The following is an 18,437-nucleotide window of genomic DNA, read 5'->3' as shown; positions in this document are numbered from 1 at the left end:
AAAACCTGATCGAGCGGATCTGCGAACTCCACGCGCACAGCCTGGGGTTCGCCGACGCGTTCATGACGGCCTTCCCCGAGGCCATGGACTTCGCCGCCGACCGGGAGCGGGCGTGGCACGCTGTCGGCGAACTGGCCCGCCGCGCCCAAAAGACCGGCCGGCTGCGCCCCGGCTTCGTCGTCGACGACCTGATCCTCATGCTCATGGCCCACCGGGGCCTCCAAGACACGCCATGTACCGCCCGGATCACAGCCTCCCGCCGCTTCGCCGCCTACGTGATCGAAGCGTTCCGCGCCGCTCCCGAGACGGGAGCACCTACGCCGCTGCCGCCGGCACCACGCCTGCAGCTCACCCACTCGCCCGACACGCCATGAATCCGGGGCCGGGAGGGAACCCGCACCGCGGCGGCGTAGCAGCGCCTCAGACGGTGAGAGGGACGGGACCGTGCCGGAGTCCGGGTGGCCCCTTGAGGCGACCTGCAGCTTCCCACCGCTACCCGTGCAACTGTGTGCAGGGCCGGCTCGAGGACCGGGACGTCACGCACCTCCGCTGCCGAGTACGCCGGTCCAAGGAGGCCTGAAGACACTCTTCGCCGCCTGCCGCGTCACCGACCTGGACCGCTCGCGCGATTTCTGCACCGCGCTGGGCTACGTCGAGCTGGGCAGGGTCGAGGGCGGCGACGGGAGTCACCTGGTGATCCTCGAGTTCCCGCATCCAGGTAGACACACCGGCCGCCAGAGCGCCGAGAGGCGGCGAAGGGCCGCTCAGAGGCCCTTGCGGACGGCGCGCCAGTCGCCGCATCCTGGTGCCCCAGTTGGCCGACTGGTGCGTGGTCGACCTGCCCGACGACGAGGGCCGCCTGCGCAGGGGTGGCGTCGTGCACCGTGATCCCGGCCCTCTGCCGGTCGGCGGCCTGACCGGTCTGCCGCCATGGTCGCCCCCGTACGCGCCTGCCGACAGCTCCTCGGCGCGCTGGCCCTCGGCCGCTACGCCGACCGCTCCCCTCTCACAGACGACGACCTTGGCATGCTGGATTCCGCACCGAAGGCTCGAACCACCACCAAGCCATCACTGGCACCTCCTTGCCGGCTGTCCTGATTTGAGTGCGTGCCATCGAACCTCGGTGATCAACGAGGCCGGCATTCCGTCAGTGCCTTGCGGGCCGTCTTCGTGCGGATTGCTCGGTAGTAGAGCGATTTCACGGGCCAGTACCGCCACGGGAGTGCGTCAGTGAAGCCGTCGACTTGGCGAAACTGCTCCCTGGCCAACCTGTATCGGCCCTGCCGGTACAGGAAGTACGCCAGCAGGTGACGTACTTCCGGAAGCCTCGGATGGTCCGGGTCGGCGAGCGCTGCGTCGGCAAGCGCCGTGTCCACCAGTGCACGTACTCGGGGATTGCGAAATCCGGCGTCGCCCGTCTCGTCCGCGTAGTTCTCAAACCAGGCAATGACGGGCAGGGCGGCCAGCAAGCTGCCCGCCGGCGCACCAGCGGCCGCCTTCTCGGCGAACTCCCGCGCAAGCGTCTTCGAGCCCCGCCATTTCGCGGTCCAGTACTGAAGGGCACTGCTGTGCGCTTCGAAGTGATGCGGCGCCCGGGCCGTGATCTCGGACCACAACGCGTGCATGTCCGAGTGGGGATGGCCGAGTCCCAGAGTCCGCCAGATTTCCGCGACGAGCGGGGTGGGATCGTCAGGGTGAAGGGTCAGGGCCCGTTCGATGTCGTCCCGCGAGGCGAGCAGTTCCCGATGAAATGCATCGAACTGGCTCTGCGAGGTGTACTGCGCACGCGCCTTGCCGCGCAGCTTCCACGCGTGCAAAACCCTGGCGCGCGCGGTCACCAGGGCGGCGTCAGGGTCGCCGGGCCGGGCCTCGATCCATGCATTCAGCCAACGGTCACTCTTCCTGGCAGCGACGTGTCCCAACCGCAGGGCATACAGGGAGCGACGCTCCCAGTCCTGGCCGGCGTTCTCGAAAATCCGGGCAGCGGGCTCCCATTGCCCCCGGGCAGCAGCTCTGCACGCTCGCTGCAATGCGGCATCAGGGCCGGCAAGGTAGCCGTTCTGCCATCGCATCGGCAGGAGGGCGTACCCGAGCCAGTACCAGAGCAACAGCAGGCCGGCGATGACAAGGAATGTCATGGTTGGGCGAATCCCTCCACAAAGAACGGCACAACGTACAAGTGGGGGGTGACGGCAGTATGCCCTCTGAAGGGGAAGGGTGGCAGGCGGGACGCCGTTCCCGCACGCTGGGACCAGTGTGCCGTGACACTGAACCGGCGTGGTAACTCGGCTGCGACGGGCTGGGCCACCTGAGCGAAGATGCCTGCATGAGCCGAGAGACAGATGACGTACGCGAAGCGATCGCAGGCGAGCTGCGCCTCATGGCCCCCAAGGTCCGCGCATCACGCGCGCTTGCCCAGCAGCTACTCGACCCGGACTTCGTAGAAGTGGGCGCTTCTGGGCGGCGGTGGACATACGACGAGATGCTCGCCGCGCTGCCTGAGCTGGACGGCGCGGCAGAGAACGGTCCGCTCTACGAGCCCTCGAAGGTCACCGGTGTCCTGCTGGCCCCCGGGCTGGTGCACCTCACCTACGAGACCACGCTGGATGGAAACCGGGCACGGCGCAGTTCGCTCTGGCGCAAGCGGAGTGCGGACGCTCCCTGGCAGATGTACTACCACCAGGCCACACCCGTCCCGCCAGACCGCATGTAACTGCGAGTCTCGGACGGTGATCCTACGGGCACAGCAGTTCGCAGCCTGAGATGGTCTGCCACAACGGCGTCCGAGGGCCGCGCGACGCAGGCTCAGGCCCGTGATCTCGCCGAGGATCTCAAGCGCGAGGGCGGGGCGGCGGTACCTGACGCCGACGGCGTGGACCGTGCCGCCACCGTGCGCGCCGCGACACTGGAAGCGCTGTCGGGTTTGTGGAACGCACCAGTGCGTTTCCTGGGCCGGCACCGGACCACCGCATGGGGCATCCGCGCCGTCCTGTGCGTCGTCACCAACACGGTGCCGCGCCAGACCGGAGCCGTGGACACCTTCAGCCTGTGGGGCTGGCTGTGGGCCCTGCCGGTGCTGGTCGTCGACCGCAGGTTCGCGGCCGTCCGCAAGGAGGCCGAAGCGCGGCACGTCGCGAACCTCGAGGCCGCGCTCACCGCCGAACACGGACCTGCGCGCGGTGCTGTCGCAGACGACGCAGGCGGGTCACCGCGGCATCGCGGGCACGTCGGCCACAGCTCCGCACTGCCCGCAGGGCGCGGGCGCCAACGGCAGCAGGCTCCTACTTGCGGTAATCGGCTGCAAGATGGTCGCGGACACTCCCGACGTCCATCACACGGGAGCTGTCCGAGACCACGCTGACGCCGCTCAGTTGACTCCGGATGAACCCCGGCAGCGACTCGGTCCCGCCCGCGGCCCCTCTTCACGGTCACGATCGAGCCGAGGGGCACGGCATGGCTCCGCTGGTTCTGCCCACTGCGCGCTTCTGGCATGCATCCGTCAAATCTGTCACGCTTTCGGCAGTCGGCGCCCCTGACCCAGAAAGGGTGCCGCCGGCTGACCCGTACCGATCACGCAAGCACCGTCCGTGGCCGCCCCGGCGCACCCCAGCCGGCCGGGTGGTCTTCGAGCAGGCCGGGATCCCGGCCGCCGCAAAGGAGTAGCGTGTGAGATCGACCCCCCACAGGGCCCTCGGCGCCGGCGCGCTCACCGTCGCCGCGCTGGCTGCCCTCTCCCTCCCCACCTCCCCCGCCGCCGCCCAGCCGACCGCGCGGCACAGCGCGGCAGCCACCTGCACTCCAGCCCAGGTGGTCGCCAACGGCGGTTTCGAGAGCGGGACTTCACCCTGGAGCCAGTCCTCGTCCACGGTGATCACCAGCCGTTCCGGGCAGAGCGCCCACGGCGGCAGCAGTTACGCCTGGCTGGACGGAGTGGGCAGCACCCACACCGACACCCTCAGCCAGAGCGTCACCATCCCCGCCGGCTGCGCCGGCGCCACCCTCACCTTCTGGCTGCACATCGACACCGACGAGAGGACCTCGTCCGTCGCCTACGACAGGCTCACCGCCAAGATCGGCACCACCACGCTGGCCACGTACTCGAACCTCGACGACACCACCGGCTATGTGCAGAAGTCGCTCGACGTCTCCGCGTTCGCCGGCCAGAGCGTGAACCTGTCCTTCACCGGCACCGAGGACTCGAGCCTCCAGACCAGCTTCGTCCTGGACGACATCGCCCTCGCCACCTCCGGCGACACCACCCCGCCCACGACCGACGCGACCCGCACCCCGGCGGCCCCCTCCTACACGGTGAACCTCAGCAGCGACACGAGCGGCACCGTCTGGACCGGCCACGAGAGCGTCAGCTTCACCAACGCCTCCGCCACCGCGCTCAGCGAGGTGTATCTGCGGCTGTGGGACAACTACCACGGCACCTGTGACGCGATGCCCATCCGGGTCAGCAATGTCACCGGCGGCACCGCGGGTGCCCTCTCGGTGAACTGCACCGCCCTGAAGATCGACCTGCCGAACCCGCTGAACCAGGGCCAGAGCGCCACCATCGGCTTCGACCTCGGCATCACCGTGCCCAGCGGCGCCGACCGCTTCGGCCACGACGGCGCCTACAGCTTCATCGGCAACGCCCTGCCGGTCCTCGCCGTCCGCGACAGTGCCGGCTGGCACCTGGACCCGTACACGAACAACGGCGAGTCCTTCTACTCCCTGGCCGCCGACTTCAAGGTGACCCTGGACCACCCCAGCAGCCTGCTGGTCCCGGCCACCGGCACCTCCACCGACACCCCCGGCTCCAGCGGCCGTACGGTCACCACGGCGACCACGGCCAAGGTCCGTGACTTCGCCTGGGCCGCCGGGCCCTTCACGAAGATCTCCGGCATCTCCACGGCGGGCGTCCCCATCGCCGTCTACTCCGTCGCTGGCATCAGCTCCTCCAGCGCCCAGTCGATGCTCAGCACCGCCAAGTCGGCCGTGGACGCCCACGCCTCCCGGTTCGGCGCCTATCCCTACGGCGAGCTGGACGCGGTGATCGACAACAACTACTGGTTCGGCGGAATGGAGTACCCGGGCTTCGTCCTCGACCTGGTCAGCACCACCGCCCTCACCCACGAGATCGGCCACCAGTGGTGGTACGGCATCGTCGGCGACGACGAGTACAACAGCCCCTGGCTGGACGAGGCGTTCACCGACTACGCCACCGACCTCGCTCTCGGCAAGACGGGCAGCAACTGCTGGAGCGGCGTCTCCTGGGCCTCCAGCACCGAGAAGATCACCAACTCCATGGCCTACTGGGACGCGCACTCCTCGCGCTACTCCACCGTGGTCTACGGCTACGGCAAGTGCGCCCTGCACGACCTGCGCCGCGTCCTGGGTGACACCGCCATGGCCAAGCTGCTGAAGGACTACGCGGCGGCGCACTGGTACGGCGTGTCCACCACGGCCGAGTTCAAGGCCGCCGCCCAGGCCGCCACGAGCACGGACCTGACCTCCTTCTGGTCCCAGCACCGCATCGAGGGCTGACCCGGCACCCTCGGGGGCCGACCCCGCATCGGCCCGGCCACGACCCGCAGCAACCCGTGGCCGGGCCACCCATATGGACCAACCCCGGCCCCTGGCGGCATCGTTGGGCGGTATCCGGAATGCGGTACCGCCCGGCTGCGGGTCAGATGGACTGCGTGCGAGCTTCCATATCCCCCGGCCCCCGTGGCCCGCGCCTGGCCGTCACCGCTGCGCTGACCGGCCTGCTGCTGGCCCTGTCCACCCCGGCGGCACTGCCCTTGCCCGACCCCGTGACACCCGAGCGGGGCAGCGCCTTCATGGGCATGGGCGTCCTGGCGCACGACGGCGGCGAAGCCGGCGCCGACGACGCCCTCGCCGCCCGCACCACCCAGACGCAGGGCGTGGACGTCTCCAGCCACCAGCGCGACGTCGACTGGCCGGCCCTGTGGGGCGGCGGCGCCAGATGGGCGTACGCCAAGGCCACGGAGGGCACCTACTACACCAACCCCTACTTCGCCCAGCAGTACGCGGGCTCCTACGACACCGGCATGATCCGCGGCGCCTACCACTTCGCGACGCCCGACTCCACCGGCGGCACCGCCCAGGCCGACTACTTCCTCGCGCACGGCGGCGGCTGGTCCAAGGACGGCAAGACCCTGCCCGGTGCCCTCGACATCGAGTGGAACCCGTACGGCGACGCCTGCTACGGCAAGTCCCCAAGCGCGATGGTCGGCTGGATCCGCGACTTCCTGAGCCGCTACAAGGCACGCACCGGCCGGGACGCGGTCATCTACACGGCCACCACCTGGTGGACCCAGTGCACCGGAGGCTACTCGGGCTTCGGGGCGAGCAACCCGCTGTGGATCGCCCGCTACGCCACGACACCCGGGCCGCTCCCCGCGGGCTGGACGTCGTACACGATGTGGCAGTACACCGCCACCGGCACGACGGTGGGCGACCACGACCGCTTCAACGGCACCCAGACCCAGCTGGGCGACTTCGCGACCGGCTGACGGCGGCCGGAGCCGGGACGCCGTCAGGTCCAGGTGCCGAGCGCGCGGGCCAGCCACTCGCTCCGCTCCCCGGATATGCCCTCTTGGGTCCGCACGCCGTGACGCGGGGCCTCAGCGGGCCGTCGCAGACCGGGGCGCCCGGGCACGGTTCGATGCCTGCGCTGAACGGGGACCGGCGCGGAAGGGACGACCCGGCCTGTTCCCACAGGGGGTAGCCGAGCAGCAGCGACACGCGCCACGGGCGGGTGCTCGGCGGGCACCCCCGCCCAGCGCAGTGCGTCGGCGATCGGTCCGGGCGCACCGGCGGGCCGACCGGCGTCGCCCAGCGCGGTGAACAGCAGCAGCGGCCGGGCGTGCACGTCCCGCACACCGGCCGCGTCCGCCGCCGCGCTGCCTGCGAGATCGAGCACCTCCTGCCAGGCCAGGCCGCCGCAACCCTGATGACCGTCGACGGCCGCGAGGCAGCCGTGCCGGTCCCGTTCCGGGTGCAGGACACAGGCGCACGGCCTGGCTGACCTCATCCGGGGGCCGGTAGTACGGCCTCCCCGAACGCGGGCACGCCCGCCACGGTCGCGTCCAGCCACGGCCGGGCGAAGCGGATGGAGCGTCGCCATGCGCCGCGCTCAGCTCGTTGCCTTCACTCCCCCGCGTGCCCAGGGACGACGCCTCTGGCTCCTCCGGGCGGCGGAGGCACGGCGTGCCCCCGGCGAGGACGCTTCCCGCCAACGCAGCAGTCGTCCGCGCCTGCCGGGGGCTTCCCGTGAACCCGATGACGTCGCACGAGGTGCCAGGCGATGCCTTTGAGCGGGCGCTTCCACTCTCGGAATACCCCCCCGGGTATAACTGTTAGGGTGAGTGCCAGATACCCCCCGGGGTACATCGTTCGAGAGGAGTCGTGAGCCGTGTTCTTCGTCGACACCCTGGAGTTCCAGGGCCTGGGCAATCGCAGCTACCTGGCCGGCGGACCCGACGCCGCGGTGGTCGTAGACCCGCCGCGGGACATCGATCAGGTCATTGCCGCAGCGGCCCGCCGCGGGGTGCGCATCGCTTGGGTGGCCGAGACCCACCTGCACAACGACTACGTCACCGGCGGCCTGGAGCTGGCCCGCATCACCGGCGCCCGGTACCTGGTGCCGGCCGGGGCGCACGTGTCGTTCGCCCGCACCCCGGTTGCCGACGGTGACACCGTGACGGTCGATGAGGGCCTGGTGCTGCGCGCCATCGCCACTCCCGGGCACACCCCGCACCACACCTCCTACGCGCTGACCGAGGACGGGCGCGGTGTGGCGGTGTTCACCGGCGGGTCGCTGCTCATCGGCACCGTGGGCCGTCCCGATCTGGTCGAGCCGCGGCTGACCGAGCGGCTGGCCCGCGCTCAGCACGCCTCCGCCCACCGACTGGCCGCCGAGCTGGACGACGAGGTGCCTGTGCTGCCCACCCACGGCTTCGGCAGCTTCTGCTCCTCATCCCAGGCCGAGGGGGATGTGACTACGATCGGTAGGGAGCGCAAGACGAACGACGCGCTGACCCTTGACGTGGACGACTTCGTCGCCGGGATTCTCGCCGGGCTGGACGACGTGCCCGCCTATTACGCGCACATGGGCCCGGCCAACGCCGAGGGCCCCGCGCCGGTCGACCTCACCCCGCCGAGCCGTGCGGACGCCGGGCAGATCGCCTCCCGGCTGGCCGCGGGTGAGTGGGTGGTGGACCTGCGCAGCCGTATGGCTTTCGCCAAGGGGCACGTGGCAGGGTCGTTCAACTTCGAGGGCGAGGGCAAGCTCGCCACGTACCTCGCCTGGCTGATCCCGTGGGGCAAGCCCGTCACCCTGCTCGCCGACACCCCGGAGCAGATCGCTGCCGCGCAGCGGGAGCTGGTGCGGGTGGGTATCGACCGCCCGGCCGCCGCCGCCACCGGCGACCCGGCCGGCTGGGTCCGCGAGGGTGAGCAGCTCGCCTCCTTCCCCCGTGCCCGCTTCGCCGACCTCGCCGATGTCCGTGAGCGCGGCGACGACGTGGTCGTCCTGGACGTGCGCCGCGACGCGGAGCGTGCGGGCGGCTACATCGACGGCTCGGTCCACGTCCCCATCCACGAGCTGCACGGCCGCATCGGCGAGGTGCCGCGCGGGGTGGTGTGGGTGCACTGCGCCGGCGGGATGCGCGCGGCGATCGCCGCCTCCCTGCTCGACGCCGCCGGGCGCGACGTGGTCGCCGTCGACGACGGCTTCGAGGCCGCCACCGAGGCGGGACTGGTCGCCAGCCGTCCTGAGGGCACCGACTGACACGCGCCCTTCCGCCCCATCTGCACGAAAGTGATCAAACGATGTTCTCGCTTCTCCGTCGCGACCCCGGCCGCCTCACCCCCGAACTGGCCCATCAGCAGACCAGCGACGGCACCGCCGTCCTGTTGGACGTACGCGAAACACCGGAGTGGAACGCCGGGCACGCGCCCGGTGCGCTGCCCCTGCCGCTGTCCCGTCTGGTGGCCGGGGCGTCACTTCCGGCAGCCGCGCAGGGCAAGCCAGTGGTCACGATCTGCCGCTCCGGTCACCGTTCCCGGCAGGCCGCCAAGCTGCTGGAAGAACGCGGCGTTCAGGCCAAGGACGTCACCGGCGGCATGACCGCCTGGGTGCGTGCGGGCCTGCCGGTCACCGGTAGTCGGGGCGGCAGCGGCGGTGTCATAGCGTGAGTGCGCTGATACTGGCCCTGATCGCGGGTGCCGTGGTCGGGCTCGCGCTCGGCGCGCTCGGTGGGGGTGGCAGCGTCCTGGCCGTCCCGGCGCTGATCTACATGCTGGGCTTCACCCCGGCCGCCGCGACCACTGCCAGCCTGATCATCGTCACGGCCACCTCGCTCACCGCCCTGTATGCCCACGCTCGCACCGGCGACGTCCGCTGGAAAGCAGGCGCCCTGTTCGCCGCGGCCGGGCTCCTGCCCGCGGCCGCAGCCGGAGCCGCCGCGGGCCGCCTGCCCCAGCCGTTGCTGACCGCCGCGTTCGCCGCCATCGCCGCCGTCGCCGCCGTCAGGATGCTGCGGCCCAGCCGCACCGCCACCGGCCCGGCGGCCGGCGGGGCAAGGCACGCCAAGGCCGCCGGCACCGGCGCGGGACTGGGCGCGCTGACCGGTCTGCTCGGTGTCGGAGGAGGCTTCCTCGCCGTCCCGGCCCTGGTCACCGTGCTGGCATTCGAGATGCAGGCCGCCGTCGGCACCAGCCTGCTGGTCATCTCGGCGAACTCGCTGGCCTCCCTGGCGACCCGCGGCGCCACCACGGCCGGCGTCGACTGGGCGGTCATCGGCCCCTTCACCGGGGCGGCGATCCTCGGCGCCTGGGACGGCAAACGCCTGGCCGCCAAGGTCACCGGCACCCTGCTGCAGCGGGTCTTCGCCGGCGTGCTGCTGGCCGTGGCGGCCTTCATGCTCATCGACGCCCTCGCCTGACGAGTCAGGCGGATGACCGGGCGCCGCGGCACCACGGCTCAGGCCAGAGACAGGAACAGCTTCTCCAGCCGGGTACGCATCTGCTCCCGGTCACCGGAAGCGGCCATGTCCGCATCGGTCAGGCAGTGCTCCAGACCGGTCGCGATGATCGCAAAACCCGCCTTGTCCAAAGCCCGGGACGCCGCAGCCAGCTGCGTGACCACGTCCTCGCAGTCCCGCCCCTCCTCGATCATCTTGATCACACCGGCGATCTGGCCCTGCGCCCTGCGCAGCCGGTTGACCACCGTCTTCAGTTCCTCAGCCGCCATCGCCAGTTCCACAACCCACACTCCTTCGAGATACCCCCGCGGGTATCCTACCGAAGGGGTAACCCGAATCAGGCAAAGGAAAATCCCCGTGGCACCCACCACCAGCCTCACCGCCGAACAGGCCAACGCCCGCCTGCACGAGCTGACCGTCATCGACGTGCGCACCCCCGGCGAGTACGCCTCCGGCCACCTGCCCGGCGCCCACAACATCCCCCTCGACCACCTCGAGACCGCCCTCCCCGCCCTGAAGAACGCCGCAGGCCGCGGCGACCTCCTCATCGTGTGCGCCTCGGGCGCCCGCTCCGCCCAGGCCTGCCGGCGCCTGGCCGCCCACGGCATCACCGCAGCCACCCTCACCGGCGGCACCACCGCCTGGACACAGCTCGGCCACGACACCCACCGCCCCGCCGGCACCCGCACCCCGTGGCTCATGGACCGCCAAGTCCGACTCGCCGCCGGAACGCTGGTCCTGGCCGGCCTGATCGCCGGACAACGCTGGAACGCGGCCCGTCGGCTCTCCGCGGGCGTCGCCGGCGGCCTGGTCTTCTCCGCCCTCACCAATACCTGCGGCATGGCCAAGATCCTCGCCAAACTCCCCCACAACCAGCCCAAGACCACCAACCTGGACGCCACCCTCGCCGGCCTCACCGGCTGACGCCACCAAGCCCACGGGGCACCACTCACGGCGCCCCGCCGAGCGGCCCGCCCCAGGCACACGGCGTCGACCCGAACGAATTCTGCGTAGCAGTCCGGCGCCGGCCCAGCCGCGGGCGCGGCCGGCCGTCCCTGGGTCACGCTGGACGTGCTTCTGGCCGACAAGGCCTACTCGTCCCGGGCGATCCGCCACCATCTACGGCGGCGCAGGATCGGAGCAGAGATCCCGCAGCGCGCCGCGCCTCAAGGATCTGTTCCAATGACCTCCTGCAGGCAACTGCTGGCGACGGAGCCGGGTTGGCCAGGCGGAACATGGCAGTTGGCCATCGGTGGCCGCCCGGGGTACGAGTCCCCGCCTACAGAAAGCCGAGGTGCGGATCGGTACCGGCCAGTTCCGCGCTGGCGGCCCACAGGAGAGCGGCGACGGCCGGGTCGGCCATATGCGAGGGGACGGGCTCACGTCGCGGTTTGCCACGCAGGCCGAAGACCCGCGGCCCCCACAGCTGCCCTCCTTGCACCTCGGAGTCGAGGACGGCACGGACGATGGGCCATGCTCCGGCGTCCTTGCCCTGCACCAGGAGCGCCGTGGGCAAGGCGAGCATCCGCAAGCCGGGGGGTGTCACGCCTACCGGCGGCCGGGAGGGGGTGAGGGCGTCGAGTGCGCCGCCGGGGTGGGCCACCACACTGAGCACCGTGCTACCGACGGCACGCAGGCGGCGATCAAGTTCGAAGCCGAAGCACATCTGCGCCAGTTTCGATCGGCCGTAGGTGCGCTTGGGCCGGTAGTCCCGCCTCGACTGCAGATCGCCGAGGTCCAGTCGCTCGGACCGTGCTGCGAAGCTTCCCATGGTCACGATGCGGGCCGCCGGCGCCGCGGACAGAAGGGGGGCCAGCCACTGGGTCAGCGCAAAGTGGCCGAGGTGGTTGGTGCCGAACATCAGCTCGTGGCCGTCCTCGGTCTCTCGACGTGGCGGGTCGTCGAGCGCGACCCCTGCGTTGTAGAGCACGGCGTCGAGATGATCGAGGCCCAGCCTGTCCACGGCGATCTTCAGGGATGACAGGTCGGCGAGGTCCAGTTGAAGGTGCCGCACACGCGCGCCGGGGACGCGCGAGCGGATCGGATCCCGGTATTGCCCCCGGTGACCAGGAAGAGCCTGCCCTCGGCAGACGGCAGCCGGTGAACGCCCCACGGCCGGCTCTGGGATGCGGAAGACATGATGACAGGCTCCTTGCACTCTGAGGCAGCGTGCTCATGAAGAGCACCGACCCGCCCAAGGTCGCAGCCTCCACCGACATACCGCCCACAGATCACGCTCACGCCGACAGATGTCCGACAACCCACCGGAGAACTGCAAGAGCAAGAAGGTCGCTACGCCACGACCGACGGAGAATCGGAAGCGGCCTTTTTTCAACGTCCGTCGGGTCGAGCGAGCGGCAGGGGCGTCTTGATATGCGGACGATGCTCGTGCCGGCAAGCCGTCACCGAACGGCGGTGCTCTCTGCCGGACTCCCGTCCGCAGACAGCGACCGCCAGCGGGCGCCGCTCTTGCTGATGTGGAGGAACAGCTGATTCCGGAGGGGCGAGGGAGTGCTCCGGCCGACGCCGTCTGCCTGCAGGGCACCGCCAGGTCCCCCCGCCGAAGAGGACGCCGACGTGCGCCCGGTCTACCAGAGGCGCGGGCTCGGTTGGCGACGCCAGTCCCATCCGGGGCAACGGTCGACCAGCGTGCTGATGACTGTATCCCGCCGACTTTGAAGGGCAAGCGGTCGCGCCGGGAACAGCCGGTCGGCCGGCACGGTTGCATCGACCGGGGGACCGGCGCCGCACGGGCGAGTAACACGGAGACGATAGGGTCGTGCGCCTCCCAGGAGTCGGGCCCAAGATTGCGGTGCGCCCGACGCGCACTTGGACGAAGACGTATGTCTGCAGGAGGACTGATTCATGACTGACCGGCCCTTGACGCTCATGGCAGTACACGCCCACCCGGACGACGAGGCCACCGGAACGGGAGGGGTCCTCGCGCGGTACGCGGCGGAAGGCATCCGCACGGTTCTCGTGACGTGTACCGACGGCGGTTGCGGTGACGGCCCAGGGGGTGTCAAGCCGGGCGAGCCTGGGCACGATCCGGCGGCGGTCGCCTTGATGCGCCGTAAAGAACTTGAGGCGAGCTGCGACGTCCTGAGGGTCAGCGATCTGGAGATGCTGGACTATGCCGACTCCGGGATGATGGGCTGGCCGAGCAACGACGCCCCCGGATCCTTCTGGCAGACCCCCGTCCATGAAGGTGCGGAGCGACTCGCGGAACTCATGCGGCACTATCGCCCTGATGTGGTCGTCACCTACGACGAGAACGGCTTCTACGGCCACCCTGACCACATCCAGGCCCACCGCATCACGATGGCGGCGCTGGAGATGACCGCGCTGGCACCGAAGGTGTACTGGACCACGATGCCCCGCTCGATGATGCAGCGGTTCGGCGAGATCATGCGCGAGTTCAACGAGGACATGCCGGAGCCGGATCCTGCCGAGGCCGCCGCGATGGCCGAGATCGGTCTCCCCGACGATGAGATCACCACGTGGGTGGACACCACCGCGTTCAGCGGTCAGAAGTTCGACGCGCTGGCCGCGCACGCCAGTCAGGGCGAGAACATCTTCTTCCTCAGGATGGGCAAGGAGAGGTTCGGCGAGTTGATGGGCATGGAGACCTTCGTACGTGTCCAGGACGCCACGGGCGCGGCCGTACCCGAGAACGACCTCTTCGCCGGACTGCGCTGATCCGCCTTTACGAGGTCCACGTCATCGACCACGGCCGCGCAAGAGTTGGCCGTCATGGCAGCTCACCGTGCGCACCGTCGACGGACAGTTGCGTGAGCACTGCACCGGCCGGGACCACCGCCGGGACCGGATCGTTCACCAGGTGCCGGCCGACGTCACCGTGGTGTCCATCGGCCGCCTGCACGACGAGGACGAAGGCGAGGGGCCGACGCCCGGCAGCGCCCCAGCATCGCGGTCGACCTGCGCGCGGCCGTCACAGGCCGCCCGGGAACAGGCACGGGTCCGTGTGAGACCGGCGGCCGCCCTGGCCCAGGTCGGGCGGCCGTCCTCGGTTCCTGCGGAGGGCCGGCCCTCTCCCGCCCTGGAGGGGTCTACGGCGCGGATGCCCTGGTTTCCATGAGTTCCAGAGAGTCCCACAAAAGGTGCTCGTCGTCCGCACCCCGGAGAGGCCGCCCGTCGTGTCGATCACCTCAACCGCTTCCACCAACACGCCCTCAGCCGAAGGAAACAGTAACTCGTCCAACTGCGGGAGCACTTCGTTCACGGCGAACGACTGTCGACCCCACCACCGTCCGGCCAGACGGTTTTCGGGCGGACCCCAATGGTCGCAGGCGGTCAGTGTGCGCATGACTGGCCGACCGCGCATGTACCTGGCCACTCATCAGGCCCCCTTGAGGTCGATCACCCAGGGAACCGGGCGGCGCTCTACCGGCGGACCGCCGAGATCAGTCCGCCGGACCCCTCCTCGTGCTGCGGCGGGGTGCTGATCGGGCGGCCGTAGGCGGCAGCGCGTTCGCGCAGGGTGTGGCAGCTGGCCTCCCAGCCGTACCCGGCCAGCCAGCCCACCGGGTCGTCGGGCATCTCCGAGACCCACATGGACGCCGCCGATCCCGGCACGGCATCCGCGCCGAAGCGCTCGATCACACCGCGCGAGCCCAACGTCAGCCCCATTCGACTGCCTGCCGCCGACTGCGCGCTGATCCGGGCCAGCAGCAGCTCCACCGCGTCCTCGGGCAGGTAGATCAGCAGTCCCTCGGCAATCCACACGGTCGGCACCGCCGGGTCGTGCCCTGCGGCGGCCAGCGCGCCTGGCCAGTCCTCACGCAGATCCACCGGGACGGTGATCCGCTCGCAGCTTGCGACAGCCCGCTCCTGGCGCAGCACCGAAGCCTTGAAGTCCAGTGGCGCGGCGGTGTCGACCTCGAACAGCCGGGTGCCCTCGGGCCAGTCCATCCGGAAGGCCCGGCTGTCCATGCCGGCGCCGAGCAGCACGACCTGCCGGACACCGGTGGCGGAGGCCTGCTGCAACAGGTCGTCGAGGAACTTCGTCCTGATGACGATGGAAAGCGACACAGCCAGCCGGCGGCGTCGCGCGGCCTCGTCATCGGGCTGCGGCGGCGAGGAGGGCCACAAACCGCCGGCGGTGGCGAAGGCCCGTGCCAGTGGGTCGCGGAACAGCGCGTTGTCCCGCTCGGTCTCCATCGCCCGCACCCTGGCCACTCCTACCGCCGTGGCCCACACTCCCGACGGCTGCCGTACCCGCTCCTGCTCACCAGTCACCGCGCCAGCCTAGATGATCGATTCCAAGGGCCCTGAAGGTGATGTTGGGCGAGCGGCAGGCACGGCCGGAGGATCTCCGCGATCTCCGACAAGGCTCTGTTCGTACGACCGGACGGACACGTGGCATGGGCCATCGACACGGAAGACGGCGAGGGTCTGCCAGAAGCGCTCGAACACTGGCTCGGCGCGCCGACCGCCGCCACCTGAGCCCTCCACCGCCGCCCCCTGCGCCCCCGGCACTGCCGCACCCGTCCGCCGCCTGCCCCGACACGGCCGCAAAGAACCTGACGGCGCACCTTGTGCAGCGCGCGGGCTCAGCGCAGTCACCGCTCTCCGTGCCCCGGATGACGAGGCCCTCAACACCGGGCACCTTGGTCCAGGACGTGAGCTGCTCCTGTGCCGTGCCGTGCCGCCCTGCTCGAGTCGCGGGGTTCGAGGTGCGGGTCGGTCCGCAGGTCTGCGGCCCTGACGGACGCTGATATGCGCTCCGCTGCCGGACACCGGTCCATCTCAGTGAAACTCGGTGCTCTGGGGCACGGAGCGCCGAGCTTCCTGGGGAGTATGCGTTCGTTGGCCCCTCGTACGTCGGGCCCTTACTGACCAGTGGTGGAGTTGTGATGAGGCGTATCCGCCTGGCCGCCGTGTGGACGGCCGCGCTTGTGACGATCGCTGCTGCGAGTGGCTGTTCCAGTAGTGACAGTGGTTCGTCGTCCTCCTCGTCGTCGGCCACGCCGTCGAGTACGGCCACGAGCAGCGCGCCGAACCAGAGCGCAGGCCCGTACGGAGCGGTGAGCAGTGCGTCGGCCGGCGCCAAGGCCATGGTGAAGACCGCCTCGGCCGGCAAGCTCGGCACGATTCTGGTCGACGGGAAGGGCCGTACTCTGTACCTGTTCGAGGCGGACAAGTCGAAGACCTCGACCTGCAATGGGCCTTGCGCAGCGGCGTGGCCCCCGCTGCTGACCTCCGGGGCGCCCTCGGTCGGCGGCTCGGCGAAGTCCAGCCTGCTGGGCACGTCGAAGCGATCCGACGGCAAGACGCAGGTCACTTACCACGGGCACCCGCTGTACAGCTACGCGGGCGACTCCAAGCCGGGCGACACGAACGGCCAGGCGCTCAACCAGTTCGGTGCCGAGTGGTACGTACTGGGCGTCACTGGCAACAAGGTGGACCTGAGCTGACCGGCGAAGACCCCACGATGGGTCAGCCGACGTGACAGCCAGGACCGATCACCGAGCCCCCCGGCGGCATTCTCCCGCCCGGGCTGCCGCCATCGCGCTGGGCGCTGCCGTGCCAGTGTGTGTGGCGGTGGCTGTCTGGGTGACCGGCCGACACCACACCCCGCAGTACACGACGGGCCTGTTCGGCGCGCACGACGCCGCCGCGGTCACCCTCAAGGCGCGCCTCGGCAGCGTCCTCTTCGGCCTCGCGCTCGTCCAGCTTCTGCTGGCCCTGTGGATGTACGGACGGCTGCCCGGCCTCGCAGCGGCGCCCCGCCGCGTCCGCACCACGCACCGCATCGTGGGATTGGTCGCCTTCCTGCTGTCCGTGCCCATTGCCTACCACTGCGTTCGGACCTACGGCGTGGAAACCACGACCACCCGGGTCTTCCTGCACTCGGTCGCCGGCTGCGCGCTGTACGGGGCCTTCGTCGCCAAGATCCTCGTGGTGCGCAGCCGGCGCCTGCCCGGCTGGCTGCTCCCGGCCGCCGGAAGCCTGCTGTTCGGCGTCATCGGGCTGGCGTGGTACTCGGCCGCGCTGTGGGCCCTCAACGGATTCGCCGCTCCCGGCCTGTAGCCACCACCGGACCCCACCGCCGTCGCCGCGCTGTTCCGGCAAGACCCGTGCGCCACCACGCGCCACCACATCGAGCCGCCGGGAACTGATGCGCCGCCTGGACGTCATCGGCCTGCGCCTCAATGACGCGGCCGCCGACCTGTCCGACGCCCTGCTCGAACGCGGACTGTGAGCCCACCGCCGGAGCCTGCCGAAAGACCCGCGGGCATCAGCCGCTCTGATGATCAGTACAGTCTCGCCATGCTCACCAACGACGATCTTCTGATCGACCTGATCAACCAAACGGAGATGGAAGGCGCTGGTCCACGCGTCACGATCGTGACGGAGGGCGCGGTGATCACCGGCCGCCTCGCGCCCCACAGGCACTGGGCACTGGACATCGCCGGCAGGCTCGGCGACGACGGCGGGCCGGACGCCCGCTTCGCCGAGGCCTTCGTCCGGGAGGCGGCGGAGCCCTTGAGCTATCCGCCGGGCTTCCTCCACCTGCACGGCTGCCAGCTGATCTCCGGCGCCAGCAGCCTTCCCGCCGCGCTCGGCGAGTACTTCCGGGTGCCGCTGTCCGCGGTCCGGGCGTGGAGCGTGCGCTGAACCACGCCCCTTGTAGGGGATACGAGCCGAGGTCCCCGGCGCCCGGAGTCAACGCGTGGCACTACGGATCGATCGAGCGGGAGCACGGGCCGGCGGGACTGGACGGGCAGCCGTGTGGACGAGGTCGACGCGGTGGTCCGGGCTTCCCGCGCCGTGTGGGCGAGGGGCTTCCGGGCCGGGAATGGGTCGTCAGGTCATGGAGAATTTCGCGACGTACTCGTCGAAGGGCTCGATGCCGACTTCTGCACGGAGTTCATCCATGCGCTCGGGCTCTGCGCAGGGCCACGGAATCGGTGCCCCGTCCTTCACGCCGGCGATCTGTGTGCCGTAGATCTGCTTACGGCCCTCGTTGACGAGCGTGCGGTCGTGCAGGAAGGCCAGCTCACGTGGGCTGACCGAGCCTGCCGACGCCGCCTGCTGCATCAGCTGGAAGGCGCGCCGCTGAACGTCGAGCTGCCGGTCGGCGTGCTGGGCGATCAGCCATGCCGCGCGTGCCGCTTCCTCGCCGACCATTTGGGTCGTCGGCCAGCCGTACTCGTCCATGATCTCGTTGAGCCGGTCCCCATGCCGGGCGGTCAGCCGCCGCCAGGCCAACTGCTCGGCGGGGTCATCACTGTTGGCGTAAACCGATGACTGGTGATCGGCCGCGGCCATGTCCATGAGTTCCGCCGCCAGTGCGGCAACGTCGCGCGTCACTCTCAACTCCCGGGTGGGATCGGTGTGTTGTTTCCGTTGCCCGCAAGCCTAAAGGCGCAAAGAGGGTGTAAAGATCATTCTGGAGTACGGTGACAGACGCCT

Annotated in this window: 18 protein-coding genes and 4 pseudogenes; 16 read left to right on the top strand and 6 right to left on the bottom strand. The window is 70.4% G+C overall.

The features are described 5' to 3' along the window. Nucleotides 1-5 precede the first annotated feature (5 nt). A pseudogene (locus ACF1GV_RS17530) lies at nt 6-374 on the top strand (TetR/AcrR family transcriptional regulator); the annotation flags it as partial. A 202-nt stretch (nt 375-576) separates the two neighbouring features. After that, nucleotides 577-711 (top strand): annotated as a pseudogene (locus ACF1GV_RS17525) (VOC family protein); the annotation flags it as partial. 416 nt (nt 712-1,127) lie between these two features. Here the strand turns inward: ACF1GV_RS17525 and ACF1GV_RS17520 are convergent. Then, nucleotides 1,128-2,138 (bottom strand): hypothetical protein, encoded by a 1,011-nt coding sequence (locus ACF1GV_RS17520; protein WP_391681311.1) that lies wholly within the window; start codon nt 2,136-2,138, stop codon nt 1,128-1,130. Between the two features lie 188 nt (nt 2,139-2,326). Here ACF1GV_RS17520 and ACF1GV_RS17515 point away from each other — a divergent pair, with 188 nt between their 5' ends. The 4 genes from ACF1GV_RS17515 to ACF1GV_RS17500 all read left to right on the top strand — a co-directional run bounded on the left by ACF1GV_RS17515 (nt 2,327) and on the right by ACF1GV_RS17500 (nt 6,524). After that, the gene (locus ACF1GV_RS17515) at nt 2,327-2,713 is read left to right on the top strand and encodes a DUF4440 domain-containing protein (protein WP_391681309.1); all 387 of its coding nucleotides are present in this window, start codon (nt 2,327-2,329) and stop codon (nt 2,711-2,713) included. A 159-nt stretch (nt 2,714-2,872) separates the two neighbouring features. Beyond that, nucleotides 2,873-3,361: a hypothetical protein gene (locus tag ACF1GV_RS17510; RefSeq protein ID WP_391681307.1), complete on the top strand. Its 489-nt coding sequence runs from the start codon at nt 2,873-2,875 to the stop codon at nt 3,359-3,361. A gap of 305 nt (nt 3,362-3,666) precedes the next feature. Beyond that, a complete protein-coding gene (locus tag ACF1GV_RS17505) occupies nt 3,667-5,532 on the top strand; it encodes a M1 family aminopeptidase (protein WP_391681304.1) in 1,866 nt (621 codons plus the stop codon). Between the two features lie 146 nt (nt 5,533-5,678). Then, entirely contained in the window at nt 5,679-6,524 is an 846-nt protein-coding gene (locus ACF1GV_RS17500) for a lysozyme (protein WP_391681302.1), read from the top strand. 23 nt (nt 6,525-6,547) lie between these two features. On the opposite strand, the gene ACF1GV_RS17495 is transcribed toward ACF1GV_RS17500, so the two are convergent. Next, nucleotides 6,548-7,045: a hypothetical protein gene (locus ACF1GV_RS17495; RefSeq protein ID WP_391681300.1), complete on the bottom strand. Its 498-nt coding sequence runs from the start codon at nt 7,043-7,045 to the stop codon at nt 6,548-6,550. A 381-nt stretch (nt 7,046-7,426) separates the two neighbouring features. Between ACF1GV_RS17495 and ACF1GV_RS17490 the strand changes: the two genes are divergently transcribed. Genes ACF1GV_RS17490 through ACF1GV_RS17480 form a run of 3 tightly spaced genes read left to right on the top strand, consistent with a single transcriptional unit; the run spans nt 7,427 to nt 9,959 of the window. Continuing rightward, entirely contained in the window at nt 7,427-8,803 is a 1,377-nt protein-coding gene (locus ACF1GV_RS17490; RefSeq protein WP_391681297.1) for a rhodanese-like domain-containing protein, read from the top strand. Nucleotides 8,804-8,844: 41 nt separating this feature from the next. Further along, on the top strand, nt 8,845-9,210 hold the full coding sequence (locus tag ACF1GV_RS17485) for a rhodanese-like domain-containing protein (protein ID WP_391681294.1): 366 nt from the start codon (nt 8,845-8,847) through the stop codon (nt 9,208-9,210). Continuing rightward, nucleotides 9,207-9,959: a sulfite exporter TauE/SafE family protein gene (locus tag ACF1GV_RS17480; protein WP_391681291.1), complete on the top strand. Its 753-nt coding sequence runs from the start codon at nt 9,207-9,209 to the stop codon at nt 9,957-9,959. Before ACF1GV_RS17485 ends, ACF1GV_RS17480 begins: the two co-directional genes overlap by 4 nt. A gap of 38 nt (nt 9,960-9,997) precedes the next feature. Here ACF1GV_RS17480 and ACF1GV_RS17475 read toward each other — a convergent pair whose 3' ends face one another. Then, entirely contained in the window at nt 9,998-10,279 is a 282-nt protein-coding gene (locus tag ACF1GV_RS17475; protein WP_391681289.1) for a metal-sensitive transcriptional regulator, read from the bottom strand. A gap of 76 nt (nt 10,280-10,355) precedes the next feature. Here ACF1GV_RS17475 and ACF1GV_RS17470 point away from each other — a divergent pair, with 76 nt between their 5' ends. Next, nucleotides 10,356-10,922, top strand: coding sequence for a rhodanese-like domain-containing protein (locus ACF1GV_RS17470; RefSeq protein WP_391681286.1), 567 nt, complete (start codon nt 10,356-10,358; stop codon nt 10,920-10,922). Between the two features lie 105 nt (nt 10,923-11,027). Next, nucleotides 11,028-11,159, top strand: a pseudogene (locus ACF1GV_RS17465) (IS5/IS1182 family transposase); the annotation flags it as partial. A gap of 118 nt (nt 11,160-11,277) precedes the next feature. Here the strand turns inward: ACF1GV_RS17465 and ACF1GV_RS17460 are convergent. Continuing rightward, nucleotides 11,278-12,137 (bottom strand): annotated as a pseudogene (locus ACF1GV_RS17460) (SDR family NAD(P)-dependent oxidoreductase). Between the two features lie 726 nt (nt 12,138-12,863). Between ACF1GV_RS17460 and ACF1GV_RS17455 the strand changes: the two are divergent. After that, nucleotides 12,864-13,697, top strand: coding sequence for a PIG-L family deacetylase (locus tag ACF1GV_RS17455; RefSeq protein WP_391681283.1), 834 nt, complete (start codon nt 12,864-12,866; stop codon nt 13,695-13,697). A gap of 705 nt (nt 13,698-14,402) precedes the next feature. Here ACF1GV_RS17455 and ACF1GV_RS17450 read toward each other — a convergent pair. Then, entirely contained in the window at nt 14,403-15,257 is an 855-nt protein-coding gene (locus ACF1GV_RS17450; RefSeq protein WP_391681281.1) for a class I SAM-dependent methyltransferase, read from the bottom strand. Nucleotides 15,258-15,329: 72 nt separating this feature from the next. On the opposite strand from ACF1GV_RS17450, the gene ACF1GV_RS17445 reads away from it, so the two are divergent. The 4 genes from ACF1GV_RS17445 to ACF1GV_RS17430 all read left to right on the top strand — a co-directional run bounded on the left by ACF1GV_RS17445 (nt 15,330) and on the right by ACF1GV_RS17430 (nt 17,639). Continuing rightward, nucleotides 15,330-15,464 carry a hypothetical protein gene (locus ACF1GV_RS17445; protein WP_391681650.1) on the top strand — a complete coding sequence of 45 codons (135 nt, stop codon included), beginning with the start codon at nt 15,330-15,332 and terminating at the stop codon, nt 15,462-15,464. Between the two features lie 581 nt (nt 15,465-16,045). Next, entirely contained in the window at nt 16,046-16,435 is a 390-nt protein-coding gene (locus ACF1GV_RS17440; RefSeq protein WP_391681278.1) for a hypothetical protein, read from the top strand. Between the two features lie 91 nt (nt 16,436-16,526). Beyond that, nucleotides 16,527-17,051: a DUF6529 family protein gene (locus ACF1GV_RS17435; RefSeq protein WP_391681648.1), complete on the top strand. Its 525-nt coding sequence runs from the start codon at nt 16,527-16,529 to the stop codon at nt 17,049-17,051. A 240-nt stretch (nt 17,052-17,291) separates the two neighbouring features. Next, nucleotides 17,292-17,639 carry a hypothetical protein gene (locus ACF1GV_RS17430; protein ID WP_391681276.1) on the top strand — a complete coding sequence of 116 codons (348 nt, stop codon included), beginning with the start codon at nt 17,292-17,294 and terminating at the stop codon, nt 17,637-17,639. Between the two features lie 189 nt (nt 17,640-17,828). On the opposite strand, the gene ACF1GV_RS17425 is transcribed toward ACF1GV_RS17430, so the two are convergent. Then, the gene (locus ACF1GV_RS17425) at nt 17,829-18,335 is read right to left on the bottom strand and encodes a DUF6624 domain-containing protein (protein ID WP_391681274.1); all 507 of its coding nucleotides are present in this window, start codon (nt 18,333-18,335) and stop codon (nt 17,829-17,831) included. Between the last annotated feature and the right edge of the window lie 102 nt (nt 18,336-18,437).

The organism is Streptomyces sp. NPDC014006, from assembly GCF_043088925.1.
Taxonomy (GTDB): domain Bacteria; phylum Actinomycetota; class Actinomycetes; order Streptomycetales; family Streptomycetaceae; genus Streptomyces.
The sequence above is the reverse complement of the archived record's forward strand: the minus strand, read 5'-3'. Positions and strand labels throughout refer to the sequence as shown.

Bases quoted from the DNA above. Each gene is read 5' to 3' on its own strand.
- ACF1GV_RS17520 (WP_391681311.1), bottom strand. From the start codon at position 2,138: ATGACATTCCTTGTCATCGCCGGCCTGCTGTTGCTCTGGTACTGGCTC.
- ACF1GV_RS17515 (WP_391681309.1), top strand. From the start codon at position 2,327: ATGAGCCGAGAGACAGATGACGTACGCGAAGCGATCGCAGGCGAGCTG.
- ACF1GV_RS17500 (WP_391681302.1), top strand. From the start codon at position 5,679: ATGGACTGCGTGCGAGCTTCCATATCCCCCGGCCCCCGTGGCCCGCGC.
- ACF1GV_RS17495 (WP_391681300.1), bottom strand. From the start codon at position 7,045: ATGAGGTCAGCCAGGCCGTGCGCCTGTGTCCTGCACCCGGAACGGGAC.
- ACF1GV_RS17485 (WP_391681294.1), top strand. From the start codon at position 8,845: ATGTTCTCGCTTCTCCGTCGCGACCCCGGCCGCCTCACCCCCGAACTG.
- ACF1GV_RS17455 (WP_391681283.1), top strand. From the start codon at position 12,864: ATGACTGACCGGCCCTTGACGCTCATGGCAGTACACGCCCACCCGGAC.
- ACF1GV_RS17430 (WP_391681276.1), top strand. From the start codon at position 17,292: ATGCTCACCAACGACGATCTTCTGATCGACCTGATCAACCAAACGGAG.